This is a genomic window from Clostridium sp. 7_2_43FAA (genome assembly GCF_000158375.2).
Lineage (GTDB): Bacteria > Bacillota > Clostridia > Clostridiales > Clostridiaceae > Clostridium > Clostridium tertium.
Map to the genome: position 1 here is coordinate 1,090,217 of NZ_JH815222.1, position 22,167 is coordinate 1,112,383.

The following is a 22,167-nucleotide window of genomic DNA, read 5'->3' on the forward strand; positions in this document are numbered from 1 at the left end:
GTTCCTCCATTTCTCCTTCTAATATATTTTCAAGAACATCTTTAACAAGCTTCTGAATAAGCCCATTTTTCCCCATAACATCATCAATAGTTTTACATTTCTTTACTTCCTCATTGTAATCAAAGTTGGTATTAATATTCTTTGTCATAATTTTTCCTCCTAAATTTATATAGTATATTATTCCAAAACCACCAGCTGTTCATACAAAAAAACAGTAGTTAGTTTTGTTTTTACACAAAACTAACTACTGTCCCGGGTATAACGAAATGTTATATCCTTCTATTTATTATTAGATTTACTAATTATAATAACTTTCGACTTTTAAAATATGCAGTATATAACTTTTTTATTTATTTTTACTTATATTCTTTTCATATAAAGAATATAAGATTAAAGCTATAATTGCAAAAATTATAGGTCCTGCAATTTGAAAGATAGTAGAAATATAATCTTTAGTTTCTAAAGCAGGTTGCAACACGGTAAATACATTGGCAAAGCCAACAGTCAAAGTTACTATGATTGCAGCTGCAGTAGCGAAAGAATCTTTTTTATATATTTCAAAAGGTTTTTCAATTTCCTTTTTCTTTTTAAAATATATAAATGCAAAAGATAAAAACATATATGGAATTGTCATAGCTACATTGCCCATTAAAACTAAATAATTTAAAAAGACACTTGCGCTTTTACCTCCAAAAGATGTTACAAGTATTATTGCAACGACTATGGCACATTGAACCCACATTGCATTCTTATGCATATTATTTTCATCTTTTTTACTCCAAGATTTAGGCCAAATGCCGGAAGGAGTTCCTTCTATTAATTGTTTTAAAGGTGAATATGCTAATGTAAAAAATGCACCAAGTAACGCTAAAAACATTGCAAGTCCTATATATCTAGCAAACAAGGAACCAAGAATGTTTATTGTATTTTGAGATAAGCCAAAAACTTTTCCAATTTCAATTCCTAAGTTTTTTATAACTATGTATGAAACATTTGCCATATTAATTTCAGGGCCTTTTAAAATATTATTCCAATTTATAAAAAATCCTGCAAATAATATTGCTAAAGAATATCCTATAGCAATAACTATTGCTGAAATTTTAATTCCTCTTGGAAAGGTTACTTTAGGATTTTCAGTTGCATCAGCTAAACCACCAACCACTTCAAGGCCACCATATGCAAATAAAGCAAAAACTAAAAAACCTAAAATTCCTAAAGGTGATTGATAAGCCGGATTAGGTGATACTAAAAAAGCATGAATATCAATAGGTTCAGCTAATTTAAATTTATTTCCAATTAGAACTATTAATCCACCAATTATTAAAACTAAGTTAGCACTAGTTACAAATATTCCACCAATAGAAGCTATTTTAGCAATTCCCTTAAGTCCCTTTGATGATATAAATGTAATTAATATAATGAATATTGAGCCTAGTATAGCAAGTGTTCTTGGCGCATTTAATCCAAATAAAGACCAAGTGGATGTATTATCTGATCCAAAAATTAAATTAGATAAAGGTACCCAAATTGAAGATGATATATTAACCATCCATATCAAGTAAGAACTATACCACATAAATGTACCAACAAAAGCATATTTAGGTCCAATAGATTTATCCATCCATGTATATATTCCGCCACTTTCATCTCTAAAAGCTGCCCCATATTCCGCCATCATAAAAGCATATGGTAAAAAGAAAAAAATTGCAGCAAATAAATACCAAGGAATTGCTGAGTAACCCATTAAATAAAATGCTCTAGGAATATTATTAAATCCATAAACTGATGTAAAAATCATTAAAATAAGTGCAGATAAGGTTAACTTACCACTATCTAATTTTTTATTTCCCACGATTAGACCTCCTTAAACTATTATTAAAATTATTTTGTTCAATATTAAAGTAATATATTAAGGGAAGTTTACCCATTTTTAATAGCTTAATTATTAATAAGTCTTAAGGAGATATGATATAATTAAATAGTAAGTTATACATTTATAAGTATATAAAATACCAAAAGAAAATTTAATTTATTTACTGGTGATGATTATTATATAGTAAAGATATCTACAATAAATACAAATAGAAAGGTGAAGAAAATGGAAAAGGTTAAGTTAAGTAATAGTTTAGAAATGTCTAGAATAGTTCATGGACATTGGAGACTTATGGATTGGAATTTAAGTAATGAAGAATTATTAAAATTAGTTGAAGAAGTTAATGAATTAGGTATAACAACAATAGATCATGCTGATATTTATGGTAACTTTTGTTGTGAAGAAAAATTTGGTGATGCATTAAACTTAAAAAAAGGCTTGAGGGAAAAATTACAAATAGTAACGAAGTGTGGTATTAAGTTTCCATCAGTTAATAGACCAGAAAATAAATCACATTGTTATGATACAAGTAAAGAACATATAATAAAATCAGCTGAAAGATCTTTAAAAAACTTTAAAACAGATTATTTAGATTTATTATTAATTCATAGAGTTGATGCTTTATTAAATCCAGAGGAAGTAGCAGAGGCATTTTCAAAATTAAAAAATGAAGGTAAGGTAAGAAATTTTGGAGTATCTAACTTTTTACCAGCTCAATTTAATATGCTAAATTCTTATTTAGATGAAAAATTAGTAACAAATCAAATTGAAGTATCTCCTTTAAATTTAGAGCATTTCGAAAATGGAACACTTGATTTAATGCTTGAAAAAAGAGTAAAGCCAATGGCGTGGTCCCCTCTTGCTGGAGGAAGAATATTTAAGGGTGAAGATGAAGCATCTATAAGAGTTAGAAAAGTTTTAAATAAAATAAAAGAAGAAGTTTCTGCAAAGGACATTGATGAAGTTGTATATGCATGGATATTAATGCATCCAAGCAAAATTGTGCCTATAGTTGGTTCTGGAAATTTAGATAGAATTAAATCAGCTGTTAGAGCAACTGATTTAAACCTTACAAGAGATCAATGGTTTGAAATATATGTAGCAGGAAGAGGAGTAGATATTCCTTAAGCTAAAGAATTTACAAATTAAAATAGGATATAAGCTTACTTAATTAGCTTATATCCTACCATCTTAAAATTAAGTTTTAAAATCAAATTTATTAGAGCATCTTTTACAAGTTACAACTATTTTACCTTTTTTTCTAGGTAATCTTAATTTTTGTCCGCAGCTTGGACACTTTGTTATTTTATAATTTTTCTTTTCATTTATCTTATTTTCAAGAATTTTAAAAAGATAAGTAAGATTATTTAAATCAAGTGGTGGCATATTACTTGGAATTGTAAATCCAAGCTTAGATAATGGTTTATTTATAAATGTAACAAAAGAGTTAAGTTCTCTTCTTCTTCTATAGATATCTTTAGAAAATACTCTGAAGATAGCAATTAAAAGTACTGCATAACCAATGATCCTTGTAAAACGAGAAAAATTAAGCAATGAGCTTAAAAATAATAAAACTAAAGTTAGTATATCTACTCCGTATGTACCTTTTAAGAATCCCATTTCAACACCTCTATCATAATGTAATATTTATATTATAATACAAAGAGTATACTTCTTCAATTTATATCATAATGACAATATATATTATTAGGCTTGAATTGTAGGTGCATATATAGTTAAATATACATAGTAATATATCATGAGGTGAGAATATATGAAAGAAAGAATACCAAAAGATTATCTAGTTAGAATAACAAAAGCATCAACTTATTTTATTTTTAGAAATGGACCAGTTAAGAAATTGTATGACGAGGGTAAACTAGAAGATTCAGATATTAGAGAAATGCAAAAATACATGCAAAATCATTTAGCATATTTATATAATGTTCTATTAGAAGAAAATGATTTAAAGAAGTTTGATTTAATTATTTCTACAATGGACAAGTTTTATATAAATGATTCTGAAGAAATTGAATTGGATGATGATGGATTTGATAATTTCTATAATCAATTATTTAATGAAGTAATGGAAACCATAAAGATAAAAAAATAAATTACAACCGCATTTTAAGGAAAACTTAAGCTTAGAAATTATAATTAAAAATTATAATTAACTATTATATAGCGTTATGGGGGGATTCTTATGTGGTTTTTAAATATGATATTATATTTTAGTATATATAGTTTTTTTGGTTGGATTTGTGAAGTTATTTATTGCTCAATACCAGCTAAGAAATTTATAAATCGTGGTTTTTTGAAAGGACCAGTATGTCCAGTTTATGGTTTTGGCGCAATGTTTGTTATTTATATAATGAAATGGATTAATATTAAATCTACAATTTTAGTATTTATTTTTGGAGGATTAATTGCTTCGATAATAGAGTTTATTGCTGATATTTTATTAGAATATGTATTTCATACAAGACTATGGAATTATTCAGATAGAAAATTTAATATTAAAGGTAGAGTTTGTTTGCTAAATTCTACTTTATTTGCAGTTTTATCTGTTATATTAATTAAAATAGTACATCCTTTTGTATTAGATATAGTAGTTAGGCTAAGCTCAATTACTATAATAATAATATCAAGCTTATGTGTAATATTATTTTTAATAGATTTAGTATTAACTGTTAGAGAAGTAATTAACTTAAATATAACTTTAAAAAATATGAATATTTTAGAAGAAATTAAAAAAGAATTGAAATTAAAAAATCATAAAAGATTTATTGAGGCCTTTCCACAATTGGAGCATAAAAAGTATATGAAAGAGTTAAAAAAGCTTAAGGAATTAATTAAAGAATCTATGAAGAATAATAAGAAGGTATAACTTTATTATTATTTGTAAAGATTTATTATTACGGTGGTGAAATTATGTACATCGCATTTGGAAGAAAAGTGGTTGATACAGAGGAAGTAAAAAATGAAATTGAAAATAATTCAGAATTTAAAGTAATTAAAGATATGAGCAAGGGAACTAAAAGAGAAGATACATTAGCTTTTAACTTAAGCATAGATGTAGGTATATTAAATGGAATTATAGAAGATGATTATAATATAGATGAGTTAAATGAAGATGAGCTTTTTGATGAATATATGAGTTTATCAGAAGAATTAGCTACAGATATGGAAGATATTTTACCAGATGAAGCTATTATGGACATAAAGGCTTATAAATGGGATCCGTCTGATAATGATATAAAGCTGATAATAGCAGCAACACATGAAGATACCGGAGAAGGTAAACTTAAAGATGTAATGAGAAGATTAATAACTCAATTAGAATAATAAAAAGTCACCATATTTAAACTATGGTGACTTTTTAGATTTAAGTTATAATTTTTAAATATAAGAATATCTTCATTATAATTTATTTTTTCTTTTTTGAGTTTTTTTTAGCTGAGTCTTTTTTACTATTTTTTTTGTCTTTAGAGTCGTTCTTTTTGTTTTGATTTGACTTACTCATTTTATTCTCCTAAATAATAATATAATTAATAATATTATTTTATCTTGTAGAATAGACTAGAAATTTATTAAAGATATTAGAAATTATACCAAAATATAGTATAATCAAAATGGATATATAAAAAGTATATTAATTAGGGGGATAAGCTATGAGACTCAACAAATTTACTAACAAGATAGTTGCATACTGTATAGGAGTGGTTATAATAGGGCTTACTATAATATCATTTATTGCTTATTATTTTGCTAACGATACATTAGCAAAAAGTAATACTACGTTAATGTATGGAATGACAAAGATCTCAGCAAAGCTAATAAGTGATGAAGTACAAGATCATTTGAGGTTTTTAGAGGATATTACAAATGATGAAAAAATAAAAAATAAGGATATTAAAATAGAAGAAAAAGTTGAAATTCTAGATCAAAATCTTAGTGATAAAGGTTTTTATAATTATGGTATCGCCTCTAAGGATGGAAAAGTAATTTATAGCAATGGAAAAACTGATGATATAAGCAGTAGTAATTTCTTTAAGGATTCAATTAATGGGAAAAAAGTAGTATCTAATCCGTACAAAAGTGATTCAGAATATTTGATGTCATATTTAGTTCCATTTAATGATGGTGGAGAAAATTACATATTAGTTGCTGTAAGAAAAGCCATAGAGTTTAATGAAATAGTTAATGATACTAATTTACTAGAAAATTCTAATACATTTATATTAGATAAAGAAGGAAACGTAATTTTGAATAACGATTACAATGTTGTGAAAAATAATACTAATTATATAAAAAATAATATAGATGATAAAAAGTATTCAGAATTTATAACAGTTCAAAAAAATATGATATCAAAAAATGAAGGAATAGAAAAATATAAATTTGGTGTTGAAAAGATGTATATTACTTATACTCCTATTGATAGTACAGATTGGTCTATAGGAATAACGATTAGCAACAGAGAACTTTTAAAAGAATTAAAGGGATTAATAACTTGGTTATTACTTTCTTCCATTACAGTACTGCTATTAAGTATAGTAATAATTATATTTTTAACTAAAGCCATAAGTAAGATATTTGAAGCAATAAAAACTAATATGAATGATTTTTCAAAAGGAAACCTTCAAGTCAGTTTTCATGAAAAATATTTAAAGAGAAAAGATGAAATAGGAAATATATGTAGAGCTATTGAAGGTACTAAATCAGAAGTTGGAAGCATGATAAGAGGAGTACAAAATCTATCAAATGATACTCTTGAGGATTCAGCTAATTTAGCATATATCTCAGAAGAACTTAGTCAGTCAACTGAAAATATATATTTATCAATAAATGAAGTTGCTAAAGGCACAAGTAAACAATCTAATGAATTATTAAATATAGTTAATATAGTAAATAAATTAGGGGACAGCATGAAGGAGGCAGAATTAAATATAAAGAGAATAAAAAAAGTTTCAGAAGAAATAGATAATAATTCTGAAAAAAGTAATGAAGATATGATAAATTTAATTGAATCCATAAATTCATTTGATAAAAAGTTTTCCATATTTATAAAAAGCATAAAAAATATGAATTCTGATATAGAAACTGTAAAGAATATATCTGTTTTAATTGATGATATATCAGATCAAACAAATTTATTAGCTTTAAATGCAGCTATTGAAGCAGCTAGAGTAGGTGAAGCAGGTAAAGGATTTGCAGTGGTAGCAGATGAAGTTAGATCTTTAGCAGAAACATCTAAAGAAGCTTCAAATAATATTTATAAAATATTAAATAATATATTTAATAATGCAAAAGCAATATCAAATGAAACAGAGGAAATGAGTCAAGGATTAGAAGAACAAAAAATCGTAGTTGAAGAAACTATAAATTCTTTTAATAATATATCTAATTCAATTAAAAGTGTTAGTCCAAAAATAAAGGATATAAATGAATCTTTTATAAAGGTTGAAGAAGATAGAAGTTGTCTTTTAGAAACAGTTCAAGAGGTTTCCGCATTATCAGAAGAAATAGCTGCATCATCAGAGGAAATTACAGCATCATCTGAAGAGTTAAAGAAAAATACAACAATGGTAGCTATAAGTTCTCATAATTTAGCAAATAAAACTGCTGATATGAATGACTTACTAGATAAATTTCAAGCTTATTAAAGTTTGAAGGTGTAAAAGGTAAAACTTCATTGTAAGGTTTGGGAAGTGACACAAATATACTTAATGGAAATGTAACTAAAAATATTAATGTTTCAAGTGATAAAAGAAAATATCATATATTAGATGAGTATATTGTGATAGATGATTTAGTGATATTATCAAAGTTAATACTTGAAATAGTTAAGATAAATAGAAAATAAGGAGCAGTAAACTTATAAGGTACTACTCCTTATTTAATTTTATATTAAGTAGCAGAGAATTAACACATTCCGCCACTACCTCCGCCCATGTTGCCGCCACCACAAGCATTCATATTATTTTGGGTAGTTCCTTGAGAACTATTTTGTTTGTAGTAATTAATTATTTCATTAGAGCGCATTCTTAAAGTATTTAAAGTCTTTGCATATTCATCATTATCAGGATCGATTTCTGTAGCAGTTACTATATGCTGAACTCCTAGGTAAAACCAGCCTTTTTTAAAATAAACAAAGCCTTTTAAGTAATTCCATTCAGCAGAGTCGTTTAAATCTAGAAGATTTAATTTACTTTCAGCAATTGGAATATTATTATTATCAATAAGTGTTCTAATTTCTTTATAAATAGCACCATTAATTAATACATCGTAAGCCATATTAGCTTCGGAAAGAACTTCTTCAGCAAGTGGACGAGATTGAAAATCTGTGTTGTTAGTAGCATATTCATCTAATATGTTTTTATAGGCTTGTTTAATTTCATCTTTTGAAGACTCTGGAGTAACCCCTAAAATTTTATATGGGTCCAAAATAGTTTCACATCCTTCATATTTATATACTTATTATAAATATATAGATAACCATTAAATTATGTTACAAATTAAGTTCGTCATATATTTTAAATATATTTGGAAAGAAGACAATAATGTGATAAATTAATTTTATAAATATAAATGAAAAGGAGATAACAAATGACGAGATTTAAAAAAATATATATAGAAACAACTAACATTTGTAATTTAAGTTGTAATTTTTGTCCTAAAACAAGTAGAAAATTAGGCTTTATGGGTATAGAAAGCTTTAATGAAATAATCAATAAGATTAAGGGTTATACTAATCATATTTATCTACATTTAATGGGTGAACCATTTTTAAATAAGAATTTAGAAACATTTCTAAAGATAGCAAAAGAAGCTGATTTAAAAGTAAATATAACAACAAATGGAACATTAATAAATAGAGTTAAAGATGTAATAATAAATTCAAAAGCAGTGAGGCAAATAAATATATCATTACATAGTTTTGAAGCAAATGATAATGATATAGAGTTTAATAAATATATAAATAATATTTTAGATTTTATTAATGAGTCTACTGAAAAAAGTGAAACCATTTGTGCTCTTAGACTTTGGAATATAGATACAGAAGAATTAAAAGCCAACAATAATTTAAACTCACAAATAATAAATTTAATACAAGATAAATTAAATCTTGAAATTAACTTAATAGAAGAATTAAAGGAAAAAAAGAGATTAAAATTAAAGGATAAAGTATATTTAAATATGGCAGAAAAGTTCAGTTGGCCAGATGCAAATTTATCGTTAATAAGTGAAGATGTATTTTGTCATGGACTTAGAGACCAAATTGGAATATTACTTGATGGTACTGTTGTTCCATGCTGTCTAGATAGTGAGGGGAAAATACCACTAGGTAATATTTTTGAGAAAAGCTTAGAACAAATAATTACTTCTGAAAGAGCAAGAAATATATATGATGGATTTTCAAGAAGACGTGCAGTAGAAGATTTATGTAAAAGATGTGGATACGCAAAAAGAAATTTTAAATAATATATGCTGGGAGGGGTAATGTGAAGTATGTGTATAATTTAGCAGTCAAAATGTCTGTTTCAGCAGCTATATCATTAATACTTGCTAATTTATTAAATTTACAATTTTCAGCTGTTGCAGCTGTAATAGCAATTTTAAGTATTCAAGATACTAGAAAAAAGGCACTAATGGTTGGTAAAAATAGAGTTGTTGCATGTGTAATAGCAATTTTGTTATCGGTTTTAATATATGGTTTTCTAGGACAAAATCCTATTACTTTTGCAATATTTCTTTTAATATTTATACCTATTACATCAAAATTAAATATATCAGAAGGTATGGTACCTGCTGTTGTATTATCAACTCATTTACTTATAGCAAATCCCATTAATCTTTATTGGGTTATTAATGAAACATTAATTATGATAATAGGAGTTGGAATAGCCTCCATAGCTAATTTATTTATGCCATCTCTTCAGTATAAATTTAATGAAGATAAGGAATATATAGAGAAAAATTATAGAGTAATTTTATCTAAAATGTCTAAATCACTTGTAACTCATACTGTAGATATCGATGAGGAATTTTTAATGAGGGATTTAGAAAAAAGGATAAATGAAAGTTGTGAAAGGGCTTATAAAATAGTAAATAATAGCTTTTTAAAAAGTGATTCTTATTATACTGATTATATGAATATGAGAAAAAATCAATTTAATATAATAAAAAAGCTCAGATCCCATTTTGAAAAGTTTTATATGTCTTTTGAGCAAACACATATGATATCAAAATTTACAAAAAGTGTTGCTGATCAAATAAAAGATACAAATGATTGTAAGGAGCTATTAGAAGAACTAGAAGTATTAAAAAATGACTTTAAAAAAATGGCTTTGCCAAAAACTAGGGAAGAATTTGAAAATAGAGCACAACTTCTACAATTTTTGAATGATATGGAAGATTTATTAACTATGAAAAGAAATTTTGTTTTAAATTATAATTTATTCAATAACATTAAATAAAAACTTCATATTAAGTAAATATTTTACAAACAATAAAAGTTATTGTAAAATATTTTTGGGAGATGATATTTATGGAAACGAATCAAATATTAGAAATAATAGATTTAAAAAAGAGTTTTGGAGAAAAACAAGTATTAAAAGGGATAAATCTTAAAATAAATAAGGGAAGTATAATAGGATATATAGGACCAAATGGCGCAGGGAAAAGTACTACAGTAAAGATAATTATGGGACTAGTTACTGGATATACTGGGGAAATAAGAATATTTGGAGAAGATATTTCTAAAGATGATGGAAGCTATAAAAAGAAAATAGGATATGTTCCAGAGGTACCTGAAATATATGATAGCTTAACAGGAAAAGAATATTTAACTTTAATAGCCCAATTATATGATATAGATTATGACAAAGCTGATGATAAAGCAAGAAAATTAATGGACATACTAGGAATAGCAGATGTTTATGAAAAGAGGATTTCATCATATTCAAAAGGCATGAAGCAAAAGTTAATATTGATATCAAGTTTAATACATGATCCTGAAATATTATTTTTAGATGAACCTTTAAGTGGATTAGATGCTAATAGTGTAATGATTATTAAAGAAATACTTTCTTATCTTGCAAAAGAAGGAAAAACAATTTTTTATTCATCTCATATAATGGAAGTTGTTGAAAAAATAAGTGATAGAATAATATTGATAAATAATGGTGAAATAGTTGCAGATGGTAATTTTGAAGAACTAAAGAGTAATTATAAGGAAAGTTCACTTGAAAGCATATTTAATGAGGTCACAGGATTCCACCAATATAAAGAATTAGCTGAAAACTTCATATCTGTAGTTAAAGAGGTATAAGAAGTATGAAGGAATTTAAAGTTATAAGATTTTTAGATAAGTTTAGAGGTTTATATGAAAAAGTTGGGGTAGATTATGATATTTTTAGAATAATACTTCAAGCTAAACTTACAATGGATGGAAGAAGAAAAGCCACAGTTTTTAATAATGAAAGTAAAAAGAAAAATAGAGAATCAAACGAATTTTATAAAGCCTTAATACTATACGCTTTTATAGGATTGTTTTTTGGATTAATGCTTATATTTAAAATGAACTTAATGTATCAAATGGCAGCTTATTTTTCTGCAATTATGTTTATGATACTAACAATTTTCATTTCTGATTTTTCTTATGTGATATTAGATGTCAGAGATAAAAATATTTTAGCAACAAAAGGAGTAAGTAGTAAAACTATAAATGCTGCAAAAATTACTCATATTTGTATTTATATAATTTATTTAACATTAGCATTAGCAGGAATTTCACTTATAATTTCATTTAAACAAGGAATAGGGTACTTTTTAATATTTTTAATTGAAATAATTCTTATAGATATTTTTATGATTATAATAACTGCATTATCTTATCTTTTAGTACTTAAAATTTTTGATGGTGAAAAGTTAAAAGATATGATAAATTTTGTTCAAATTGGATTAAGTATATTCATGGTAGTAATTTATCAAATAATACCAAGAATCTTTCAATTTATTGATGTAGGTAATATTACTTATACAGAAAAGATTTGGCATATATTAATACCGCCTATATGGTTTGCAGCTCCATTATCTATGGTTGCTGGAGAGGGAATAACTACCTATAAAATAATTATGACAGTATTAGCAGTATTGATACCTATAATAGCATTATTAGCTTATTTAAAGTTAACGCCTACATTTGAAAAGTATTTACAAAAATTAAATAATAATAATGAAAAGTCTAATGAAAAAAGTAAAACTTTACTTAGAATTGGTAAAATAATATGTAAAGATAAAGTTGAAAGAGCATTTTATAATTTATCATTGGGAATTATTAACTCAGAAAGAGAGTTTAAACTTAAAGTTTATCCTAATATGGCTCTTGGAATAATTTTTCCATTTATATTTATGACAATTGGTCTTCAGGGAGAAGGTATTAGTGATATAAGAAATAGTTTAATTAATTCAAAGTTTTATCTTTCTATATATTCTTTTGCTTTAATGATTCCTAATATACTTATAATGCTTAGATATTCAGAAAGATATAATGGAGCATGGATATATGAAGTAGCACCAATAAAAAAGATATCATCAATATATAAGGGGGTTATAAAAGGAGCTTTATTTAAGCTTATAATACCTCCATATATTATTATATCTATAATATTTATAGCAATTTTTTCTCCAAGTGTAATAAAACATATTATAGTAGCCTTTTTGGCTTTAATATTAATTACTATGGTTGATTTTTCAGTTAGCTCTAAAGTGTATCCATTTTCAAAAAAATTTGAAGGCACTAATAATACTGGAGATAGTATAGTTTCATTCATGATATCATTTATGTTTATACTTATTGGTATAGGAATACATTTTGCAACAAGCTTTTTTAGTATAGGAATATATATTTATGGAGCAATATTACTTGTGTTAGATATTTTATTATGGAAAGTTTCATTTAATATTTCAAAAAAGAAATTAAGAGAATAAATATATAAATAAAATCATTTAGGTTAACTCTAAGTGATTTTATTTTATTTTTAGTATATAATATATTTCAAAGATTATATGAAATTATTTTAAGGAGATAAATTATGGCAAAAGTTATAGTTGTTGGAGCTGGGCCTGCTGGTATAATGGCATCATTATCGGCTTCAAAAAACAATGAAGTTACTTTAATTGAAAGAAACAGTGAAATAGGTAAGAAGCTAAAACTTACTGGTGGTGGAAGATGTAATATAACAAATAATAGGGATATAGAAGAATTTTTCGATAAAATAGTGACAAATAAGAAATTTTTATATAGTGCACTTTATACTTTTTCAAATACTACTTTATTAGAATATTTTTCTAATAATAATTTAGAGTATAAGGTTGAATATGATCAAAAAGTATTTACAAAAAGTGATAAAGCTGATGAAGTTATAGAAATATTTAAGAGAGATCTTATGAAAAATGATGTTAAAGTTTTATATAATACAAAGGTAAATGATTTTATTATTGAAGATGAAATTATTAAAGGTATCATAACAGAAGATGGAAAAAAGATATATGCTGATAGTGTTATTGTAACTACTGGTGGAAAAAGTTATCCTACTACAGGTTCTGATGGTAGCATGTATGATATATTACAAAAACATGGGCATACAATAAATACTTTATATCCAGCATTAATTCCACTTGTGACAAAAGAAGGATTTATTAAAAATCTTCAGGGTATATCAATGAAAGAAGTAATAATAAGCACCACTATAAAAAAGAAAAAGATTCAGCGTCAAGGAGATATGATATTTACTCATTTTGGGATATCAGGGCCTGGAGTATTAAAATTCTCATCTTACATAAATAAAATCTTAAAAGAAAAAGAAGTAGAAATAAAATTAGATTTTTTACCAGAAATTTCTAAGAACGAGTTATCTGAAATAATTAGATCTAATTCAAATAAAAGTTTATTAAACAATTTAAAAGCTTATTTACCTCAAAACTTTGTAAAAGAAATACTTAATATTTTAAGCTTAAGTGAAGTAAAGATTGCAGAATTGAAAAAAGAAGACGAATTAAAGCTCATAGAATATATAAAAGAAATGCCTTTAACTGTAGAAGATACTATTACAATAAAAGCAGCAATGGTTACTAGTGGAGGAGTTAGCGTTAAAGAAATAAATTCATCCACTATGGAATCAAAAAAGATAAAAAATCTATTTTTTGCCGGAGAAGTTATTGATATAGATGCGGAAACAGGAGGATATAATCTTCAAATGGCATTTTCGACTGGATATTTAGCAGGATCAAGCATAGAAAATTAAAAATCATCAATTAAATTAAAAATTTCGATTTATAACAAATTATTAATTATAAATTAAACTAAAAAAAGCTGAGAAAACTCAGCTTTTTTTAGTTTGGAAGTGGTTGATAGGTACTTCTATCTAGGTATTGATTAACAACTAATTCACCATTTGCATCATATCCATATAGATAAGCGTCAGCACTTAGTGGGCCTAGAGGTACTGATACTGGCTCATATGTTATACCACCTTTTACTGTTTCATTTGACCAAAATTCAATAGTTAAATTTCCATTTCCAGCGTAAGTGTTTACTACTACTGGATATTCAAAATCATTAACAAACTTTAAGTCAATAAGATTATCAGCTAAAGTAGCATCAAGTCCTATAGGAACATAAGAAACTTTCATCATATGGTTAAGTCTTTCACTAGGTATTATTCCAGCCCTTAACATAGTGTTATAAAGAGTTGAAGCAACTTGACAGACACCGCCACCTACACCAGGAACTACTTGACCATCAACATAAGTATTAGCGGCTACGAACCCATTTTCAATAGTAGTTGGACCTATAGCTTTTTCAGTAGAAAAAGTTTCACCTGGCATTACTATAATATTATCAATATTTCTTGCAGCAAGTTGAAGGTTTGTACCACTAGGGCCAGCTGGATAACTTGTTGAAAAAGATGAAATTTTATTATTTACATTAATTAAAGCACTAGCTTTAATATTAGCTTCAACAACATCAACATTTCCAGTTACCGATACTACATTTGGAGCTTTCATGTCTTTTATTTGAGATTTAATTTTATCTATTAAGTCAGTAGAATTTAATTTAAGTCCAGTGGAATCATTTGATATATTTATTGATCCTCCAGAGATATCTATAGAAGCATTTGTAGGGCTAACGTCTACTGCAGTAGATATACTAGATACAAATGAAGTTAATTTTTCATCATTAAAAAGAACTTCAAATTCATATTCCCTATTTTCTGGTTTCTTTAATAAGTTTATTTTTTTAAAGAAACCTTCATTTTTCCCAAAACTTAAAATTTCATCTTCAAGTTTTTCATAATTAATAGTTGCTTCTAGATCCTTATAAGAAATCTCAAAATTTTGTTCCTTTGCTTCAACATTTACTTTTTTGTTACTTATATCTTCAACCAAAGAAATAAGTGTAGAGTGTAAATCATTATTATTTAACCCTGTTAAATCTTTATTTAGTATATAAGCACCAGGATAAACTTTATCTGCATAGTTATTTATTAAATTAGTATTTGAGATAAGCCAATAACCAAGAATAGAAATTAGAATTAAAAATACTAAAAGTATGAATTTCCATGATTTTAAAATAGAAACTATACTTTTTTTATCGGCTTGTACCACTTCCTTGGATGTTTCAGTATTAAGATTATTATTGCTCATAAATACCAACTTTCTATATATTTACTTTATCATTTTCATGACATATATAGTTTACCTCGAAGTGATAATAATTTCAAGAATTTGTGGAAGAAATTACTAAATATATACACTTTTTATATTATTTAATAATACAAATAAAGATTTAACTAAATTACTCGAATATTAAATTAAATATAAGTAAATTAATATTCAATAATATGAAATAGTAAGGATAAAATTTTGAAAAAGTGCCGTAAGCTATTTTAGGCTTAATAGAATTCTTGAGTGATTTATAATATTATGCAAATAAAGTTTATATTCTATTGATTTATAAAAAAATAATAATAAAGAATAGTTATTAATAGTAGTATAAATTTTAAAATTATTACAAAATTACGTATATTTACAAAAAAGTTACTAAGTGATTAAAATTATAACATAGTAAATATTAAATAATAATTAGGGGGCAAATAATGAAAAAAAGAGGGTTAAGAAAAAATAATAAGGAACATAAGAAAGTAAAAGAAAATAAGAGTTCGAAGAAAAGGTCAAAGAAAAGGGCAAGTACAATAGGAAAAAAGATTTTTAGTATCACAGTAACAGTAACAGTAATAGCAATGATCATATTATTAAGCATTAATATACTAATGTTTAATAGATTGCTAAACTCAATTGAAAAAGATGTATTAGCTAGAGGTAAGAATATTAAAGGAAGTATATCTACAGGAGATATAAGTGCCATAATGCAAGATAAGACAACAGGAAGTTATGATTATAAGAAATTAAAAAATGATTTATCAAATGCAAAAAGCAATGAAAATGTTATATATGCGGCTATATTGACTAAAACTAATAATGAAAATGCTGAAATAATAGTAGACACAGAAAGTAATTTGTTGAATTTTGGTAAGAAAATAGTATTAAATGATGAATTACATAAAGTTTTTGCTGGAGAGGTTATATCTACAGAAGTTAAGGAGAAAAAGAATACCTTAATAAAATCATACTATCCAATTATAGGGGTAAGTGGAAGAATTGATGCTATATTAGAGGTTAGAGAGGATATTACAGAAATTATAAATGTAAAAGAAGTAATACTTATTCAGCTAGGTATATTAGCAATTATTTTAATTATTGTGTACAGTATAGTATCATATGCCTTATCAAAGAGTATTAATAGAGGTGTGAAAAAAGTTATAGATGGACTTGTTACAATTTCAGAAGGTAATTTAACTAAAGTAGTAGATGTTAATAGTAATGACGAAATTAAGTTAATAGCTGATTATATAAATGTATTGCAAGAAAAAATTTCTAAAATGATAAATCAAATAATAATTTCATCAAATAAGGAAACTATCAATATAGAAAAATTATCTAACTCAAGCAAAGAAATGGCAGCGGCTTCAGAAGAAGTGACAGCTACAATTCAAGAAGTTGATTCAAATATTTATATTCAAAATGAAGATACAAAAGAAATAAGCAATTTACTTAATGGATTTGGAGTGTCAATTCAAGAAATTAAAGAATTAATTAATGAAACTAACTATTTGCTAAGTAATGTAAATAATCAATTAAGCAGGAATAAAGAAGATTTAATAATGCTACAAAATTCAAAGATTGATATACAAAACTCTTCATTATATATGAATGATGAATTGAAAAATTTATATTATTCATTAGAAAAAATAAAGAATATAGCTATTTTCATAGATTCAATAGCAGATCAAACTAATTTATTAGCATTAAATGCATCTATTGAAGCAGCAAGGGTTGGTGAAGCTGGAAAGGGATTTGCAGTTGTAGCAAATGAAATAAGAAAACTTGCAGAAGAGGTTAAAAGTTCATCTCTTGATATTGATAAGCTATTAACAGATGTAATTAAAGAAGGTAATGATGTAAAAGAAACTTCAAATGTTATGAATTTCAAGTTGGAAAAGCAATATGGTGTAATAGATAATTCAATAGTATCATTTAAAGATATAGTAGATAAAATAATTGAAATAGTTCCTAAAATGACAGATGTAAATAATAAAATGGATAAAGTATCATCTGAAAAAAATACTATTATAGATTCAATAGAAAAATCACGAGTGTTATTAGGTGAAATATCACGTTCTTCAGAAGAAATAAAAACTTTTTCAAGCGAATTAAGTATTATGGCTCAAGGAGTTGCAGAAGTTGGTGAAGAGTTAAATAATAATGCTAGTGAGAAAAATATTGAAATTAATAAATTTAAGATAAAGTAAATTAGTTTTAGGGATAGATACAATCTATATGATGTACTTTTATGCTTTTTATTAGAAAGTAAAAAATGAAAGATAGTCATATTAATAAAAAATATAGAACGTTTTAATGAATTGAAAGATGCAATATAAAAGAATAAAATAATATTAGAAGATTTCAGGTTGAAGGAGTGATATTATGAAGGCGGAAAACAAAATTCTTAAGTTTTCAGCAATTGGTGGATTGTTCTTCGCTGTCTTAGGTATTGCATGGGGATGAGCTATACATTCAGAAATGATAGCTTTTGATGGATTATACTCATTTATAAGTCTAGGACTAGCAGTGTTTGCAATTATTACTACAAATTTTATTAATAAGAGTGATTTTAAAAATTATCCTTTTGGAAAGGCAACATTAGAACCAATGCTAGTTATTATTAAATCATTAGTACTTTTGATAATGTGTGTAATAACTATGCTTTCTTCAATAAAGCAAGTTTTAAATGGAGGAAATGATGTTGAGGCAGGTTTTGCATTAGGATATGCATTAATTTCATCTGTTGGATGTACTGCAGTTTATTTATATATGAGAAGAGCATCAAAGAATCTTAATTCTGAGATAGTTAAAGTTGAAAGTAGTCAATGGCTTATGGATTCTATGTTAAGTGTAGGAGTTTTAGTAGGATTTTTAATTTCAATTATTTTAAAATATATTGGATTAGAAAACTTAGCAAGTTATGTTGATCCAGGAATGGTTATCTTAAGCTCAACAATATTCTTGAAAATGCCTATAACTTCTATAATGGAAGCTTTCAAAGAAATAACAAACTCTACAGCTGATGATCAAATCAATTATGATATAAATTTGTTAGTAAAAGAAATTGAAGAAGAATATAATTTGGAAGAATCTATAGCAAGAGTAGCAAAAGTAGGAAGAGAACTTAGAATAGAAATTGACTTTATAGTATCTAAGGATTCAAAAATAAAGTCTATAGAGGATATGGATAAAGTAAGAGAAATAATAGATAAAAATACAAACCATTTTGATTTAAAAAAGTGGATGAATGTATCATTTACTAAAAATAAAAAATGGGCTATATAAAAAGCTACCCTGGAATTTATCTAGGGTAGCTTTTTATATAAGTATTTTACTAATTAATAAAATTATGGTATTTTAAAAGTATGTTTATAATTTTATCTAAGGAAAAGTTGGTGGGGTACAATGGTAAATGAGAAATATTCTTCTGAGGATATAAAAGAAATTATTGATGGCGTAATAGAAGAAATTAATGTAGGAAAAACTAAAATTTTTCATATAGCAGATGCTATGAGAGATGAATTAGAAATAAAAAAGAAAGAACTTTATGATATTAAAAGTAGACTTTCTAAAGTTATTAATGAGGTAGATTATTTAGAAAAAGCTGATAAAGCAATGAGATATAAGTTAGTAGAAGAATCAAAAAAATTATCTCAGGTGGATTCGGATTTGTTTAAAGAGGTATATGAAGAAGCGGTAGATATAAGAGTGAGATATATAACAAAACAAAATGAAGAAAAAGAATTAATTTTAAAAAGAGATAATTTAGAAAGAACCCTAAAAAATTATAATTTAAACATAGAAGAGGCTCAAGGAGCGGTTAACCAAATAAATATAGCATTAGGATATTTAGAAGGTAATATTTTAGATATAATAAATGACCAAGATGAGAAGTCTCAAATGATAGTTGGAATAAAGATATTGGAAAATCAAGAGTTAGAAAGGCAAAGAATAGCAAGAGAAATACATGATGGGCCAGCCCAATATATTGCAAATGCAATGATGCGGGTGGATTTTTGTAAAGTAGTAGTAAAAAAAGACCTTGAAAAAGGAATAAATGAATTAGATGATTTAAAATCAAATATAAGAATGGCATTAAAAGAAGTAAGAGGCATAATTTATGATTTAAGACCATTGCACTTAGAAGAACTTGGATTAATGGATGCAATAAAAGATATGATAAATATTATATCAGTAGAAAACGATGTAAAAATAGATATGATTGTTGATGAATCAAGTTATGAAGTAGAAAAAATAATGCAAATTGCTATATACAGGATTATGCAGGAAATATTGAATAATATAAAAAAACATTCTAAAGCAAAATATGTTGATATAAAGATTAATTACATTAAGGATTATATATATATTTATATTCAAGATGATGGAATAGGTTTTAATGTACAAGAAACTTTAATAAATACTAAACAAAAAGGAAATAGGTATGGGTTGATTGGGATATTTGAAAGAGTAAAACAATTAAGGGGAAAAATAGAAGTAAAATCTTCAAAAGGGGAAGGAACTATATATAAAATAAGGCTTCCAATAAATAGAAAGGTAATAAGAAATGATTGATAATAAAATTAGAACTATAGTAGTAGATGATCATGCTTTAATAAGAGAAGGATTAAATAGAATAATAAGTTTTGAAGAAGATTTGATAATATGTGGACAGTTTAGAAGTGGAGAAGAGCTTCTCAATAATATGAAAAATTATAATCCAGATGTTATACTTTTGGACATAAATATGCCTGGAAAAAATGGAATAGAAACTTTAAAAACTTTAAAGATATTATATCCTGATATTAAAGTAGTTATGCTAACAGTAGAAAATGATAAAAAGACTATAATGGAATCTATAGACATAGGTGCAGATGCATATATATTAAAAGAATCAGCCGGAAGTGAAATTGTAAATGCGATTAGAAATGTGTATTTAGGCGAGAAATATATAGACAAGTCTTTAATAAAGGCAATATTTTTAGATATTAAAAGTGATGTTGCTTGCAAAAATAAAGAAATAGAGTCTTTGAAATTATTAACTAATAGAGAGTTAAATATATTATATGAAATTTCAAAAGGATTAAAAAATAAGGAAATTGCAGAAAAATTATTTTTATCAGAAAAAACAGTGAAAAATTATATTACAAGCATATTCAAGAAGATTGAAGTAGAAGATAGAGTTCAAGCTACAATTTATGCTATAAGGAATAATATAGAAGAGTTTTATCATAATAAATTTAAATAATATACCAAGTTGTGTATATAAAGTATAAGAGACATAATGTGTTAAAAAAGTGACTAAAAATGAAGTTTGATGTTCGTTTTCAGCTGTTTGTGCAAAATAGGTAAATATTATAAATAATAGAATTAAATAAGAGAAATATATTATTTCATTAATAAAGCAGCGAAATATAAAATGAATGTGTAAAGAAATATGACAATATGTAATAAAACGTTAATTTATGTTATATAAATAAATGAATTTATCATATGAGTATAGGATAATAATTTAACAATATTGTTGAAAAAAAAACAAAGTCAGTATAGAATTAGCTTGTAAATATCATTTTAGGGGGATAAATTTTATGATATCAAAGAAATTAATTGCTGTATGTTTATTATCAACTGCATTATTAGTTGGATGTGGAAGCAAGGAGCCTTCAACTTCAAATAATAGTAGCTCAAGTTCAACAGAACAAAGTGAGAAATTCACAGGAACAAAGAAATATGAAACTTTATATGATGAAACTGGTGCAAAAGGTGATGTTATAGTAACAGAAGTTGAATTTAAGGATGGAGAAGCAGTAAAGGTTTCACTAGATGTTCGTCAAGAAGATGGAACAATGAAAAAAGAAGAAGCTAAAAAAGGTAATTATGTAATGAAGGAAGGCGAAGCTAAAAACTGGGGAGAACAAATCGAGTTATTAGAAGCTTTCTTAAACGAAAACAAAGTTGATGTATCTAAAGTAAAATTAACTAATGATGCTGGAAATACAGATGCAGTATCAGGAGTATCAATTAAGGTTGGTGCATATGTAAATGCAGTTAAAGAAGTTGTAGATGCAGTTAAAGAAGGTAAAGAGTTAGAAGAGGGATTCACTGGAGCTAAAATAGCTGAAACTCCATATGATTCAACTGGAGAGAAAAAAGATATGGTAGTTACAAAAGTTGTATTTAATCATGGAAAACCAGTTGGAGTAAATATAGATGTTAAACAAGAAGATGGATCTATGAAGAAAAAAGCTTCAGAAGAAGGTAAATATGTAATGAAGGAAGGCGAAGCTAAACATTGGCATGAACAAATGGAATTATTAGAAAAGTTCATGGTTGAAAATAATTTCGATCTTTCAAAAATAAAATTAACTAACGATGCTGGAAATACAGATGCAGTATCAGGAGTTTCAATTAAAGTTGGAACTTATGTGAAAGCTGTACAAGATGTTCTAGATTCAGTTAAGTAAAAAATGTATTAGTCACCTATTTATAGGTGGCTTTTTGTTTTATAGTAGAAATTTTATTTACCATTTAATAAAGTGTTGAGTTTATTTAAAAGTACAAAA

20 protein-coding genes and 1 pseudogene are annotated in these 22,167 nt (G+C 25.8%); 16 read left to right on the top strand and 5 right to left on the bottom strand.

What is annotated here, in order from left to right; all coding sequences use genetic code 11:
- Nucleotides 1-148: pseudogene (locus tag CSBG_RS18220) on the bottom strand (IS256 family transposase); the annotation flags it as partial.
- Nucleotides 149-346: 198 nt separating this feature from the next.
- A complete protein-coding gene (yjeM, locus tag CSBG_RS06750; RefSeq protein ID WP_008678190.1) occupies nt 347-1,852 on the bottom strand; it encodes a glutamate/gamma-aminobutyrate family transporter YjeM in 1,506 nt (501 codons plus the stop codon).
- Nucleotides 1,853-2,098: 246 nt separating this feature from the next.
- On the opposite strand from yjeM, the gene CSBG_RS06755 reads away from it, so the two are divergent.
- Entirely contained in the window at nt 2,099-3,001 is a 903-nt protein-coding gene (locus tag CSBG_RS06755; RefSeq protein WP_008678192.1) for an aldo/keto reductase, read from the top strand.
- A 69-nt stretch (nt 3,002-3,070) separates the two neighbouring features.
- Here CSBG_RS06755 and CSBG_RS06760 read toward each other — a convergent pair whose 3' ends face one another.
- Complete coding sequence (locus tag CSBG_RS06760; protein WP_008678193.1) at nt 3,071-3,493, bottom strand: hypothetical protein; 423 nt, start codon at nt 3,491-3,493, stop codon at nt 3,071-3,073.
- Nucleotides 3,494-3,647: 154 nt separating this feature from the next.
- Here CSBG_RS06760 and CSBG_RS06765 point away from each other — a divergent pair, with 154 nt between their 5' ends.
- The 5 genes from CSBG_RS06765 to CSBG_RS18225 all read left to right on the top strand — a co-directional run bounded on the left by CSBG_RS06765 (nt 3,648) and on the right by CSBG_RS18225 (nt 7,739).
- Entirely contained in the window at nt 3,648-3,986 is a 339-nt protein-coding gene (locus CSBG_RS06765) for a hypothetical protein (protein ID WP_008678194.1), read from the top strand.
- 90 nt (nt 3,987-4,076) lie between these two features.
- Entirely contained in the window at nt 4,077-4,760 is a 684-nt protein-coding gene (locus CSBG_RS06770) for a putative ABC transporter permease (protein WP_008678195.1), read from the top strand.
- Nucleotides 4,761-4,804: 44 nt separating this feature from the next.
- The gene (locus CSBG_RS06775; protein ID WP_008678196.1) at nt 4,805-5,218 is read left to right on the top strand and encodes a hypothetical protein; all 414 of its coding nucleotides are present in this window, start codon (nt 4,805-4,807) and stop codon (nt 5,216-5,218) included.
- 326 nt (nt 5,219-5,544) lie between these two features.
- Nucleotides 5,545-7,539: a methyl-accepting chemotaxis protein gene (locus tag CSBG_RS06780; RefSeq protein WP_008678198.1), complete on the top strand. Its 1,995-nt coding sequence runs from the start codon at nt 5,545-5,547 to the stop codon at nt 7,537-7,539.
- Nucleotides 7,540-7,577: 38 nt separating this feature from the next.
- Nucleotides 7,578-7,739 (top strand): hypothetical protein, encoded by a 162-nt coding sequence (locus CSBG_RS18225; RefSeq protein ID WP_156804378.1) that lies wholly within the window; start codon nt 7,578-7,580, stop codon nt 7,737-7,739.
- Between the two features lie 59 nt (nt 7,740-7,798).
- On the opposite strand, the gene CSBG_RS06785 is transcribed toward CSBG_RS18225, so the two are convergent.
- Entirely contained in the window at nt 7,799-8,320 is a 522-nt protein-coding gene (locus tag CSBG_RS06785; protein WP_008678200.1) for a J domain-containing protein, read from the bottom strand.
- A gap of 162 nt (nt 8,321-8,482) precedes the next feature.
- Between CSBG_RS06785 and CSBG_RS06790 the strand changes: the two genes are divergently transcribed.
- From CSBG_RS06790 to CSBG_RS06810, 5 genes are all read left to right on the top strand, one after another.
- On the top strand, nt 8,483-9,358 hold the full coding sequence (locus CSBG_RS06790) for a radical SAM protein (protein ID WP_008678202.1): 876 nt from the start codon (nt 8,483-8,485) through the stop codon (nt 9,356-9,358).
- Nucleotides 9,359-9,378: 20 nt separating this feature from the next.
- Nucleotides 9,379-10,353, top strand: coding sequence for an aromatic acid exporter family protein (locus CSBG_RS06795; RefSeq protein WP_008678205.1), 975 nt, complete (start codon nt 9,379-9,381; stop codon nt 10,351-10,353).
- Between the two features lie 71 nt (nt 10,354-10,424).
- Nucleotides 10,425-11,207 carry an ABC transporter ATP-binding protein gene (locus CSBG_RS06800; RefSeq protein ID WP_008678206.1) on the top strand — a complete coding sequence of 261 codons (783 nt, stop codon included), beginning with the start codon at nt 10,425-10,427 and terminating at the stop codon, nt 11,205-11,207.
- A 5-nt stretch (nt 11,208-11,212) separates the two neighbouring features.
- A complete protein-coding gene (locus CSBG_RS06805) occupies nt 11,213-12,868 on the top strand; it encodes a hypothetical protein (RefSeq protein WP_008678210.1) in 1,656 nt (551 codons plus the stop codon).
- A 104-nt stretch (nt 12,869-12,972) separates the two neighbouring features.
- Nucleotides 12,973-14,184, top strand: a complete 1,212-nt coding sequence (locus tag CSBG_RS06810; RefSeq protein WP_008678211.1) for an NAD(P)/FAD-dependent oxidoreductase — start codon at nt 12,973-12,975, stop codon at nt 14,182-14,184.
- Nucleotides 14,185-14,272: 88 nt separating this feature from the next.
- Here the strand turns inward: CSBG_RS06810 and CSBG_RS06815 are convergent, their stop codons facing one another.
- Nucleotides 14,273-15,586, bottom strand: a complete 1,314-nt coding sequence (locus CSBG_RS06815; protein ID WP_008678212.1) for a VanW family protein — start codon at nt 15,584-15,586, stop codon at nt 14,273-14,275.
- A gap of 452 nt (nt 15,587-16,038) precedes the next feature.
- Between CSBG_RS06815 and CSBG_RS06820 the strand changes: the two genes are divergently transcribed.
- From CSBG_RS06820 to CSBG_RS06840, 5 genes are all read left to right on the top strand, one after another.
- The gene (locus CSBG_RS06820; RefSeq protein WP_008678213.1) at nt 16,039-17,811 is read left to right on the top strand and encodes a methyl-accepting chemotaxis protein; all 1,773 of its coding nucleotides are present in this window, start codon (nt 16,039-16,041) and stop codon (nt 17,809-17,811) included.
- A gap of 271 nt (nt 17,812-18,082) precedes the next feature.
- A complete protein-coding gene (locus CSBG_RS06825) occupies nt 18,083-18,889 on the top strand; it encodes a cation transporter (RefSeq protein ID WP_008678214.1) in 807 nt (268 codons plus the stop codon).
- Nucleotides 18,890-19,009: 120 nt separating this feature from the next.
- Complete coding sequence (locus tag CSBG_RS06830) at nt 19,010-20,179, top strand: sensor histidine kinase (protein ID WP_008678215.1); 1,170 nt, start codon at nt 19,010-19,012, stop codon at nt 20,177-20,179.
- Entirely contained in the window at nt 20,172-20,852 is a 681-nt protein-coding gene (locus CSBG_RS06835) for a response regulator transcription factor (RefSeq protein ID WP_008678216.1), read from the top strand. The genes CSBG_RS06830 and CSBG_RS06835 overlap by 8 nt, the downstream gene beginning before the upstream one ends.
- Nucleotides 20,853-21,192: 340 nt before the next feature.
- Nucleotides 21,193-22,068, top strand: coding sequence for a hypothetical protein (locus CSBG_RS06840; RefSeq protein ID WP_008678218.1), 876 nt, complete (start codon nt 21,193-21,195; stop codon nt 22,066-22,068).
- Nucleotides 22,069-22,167 lie beyond the last annotated feature (99 nt).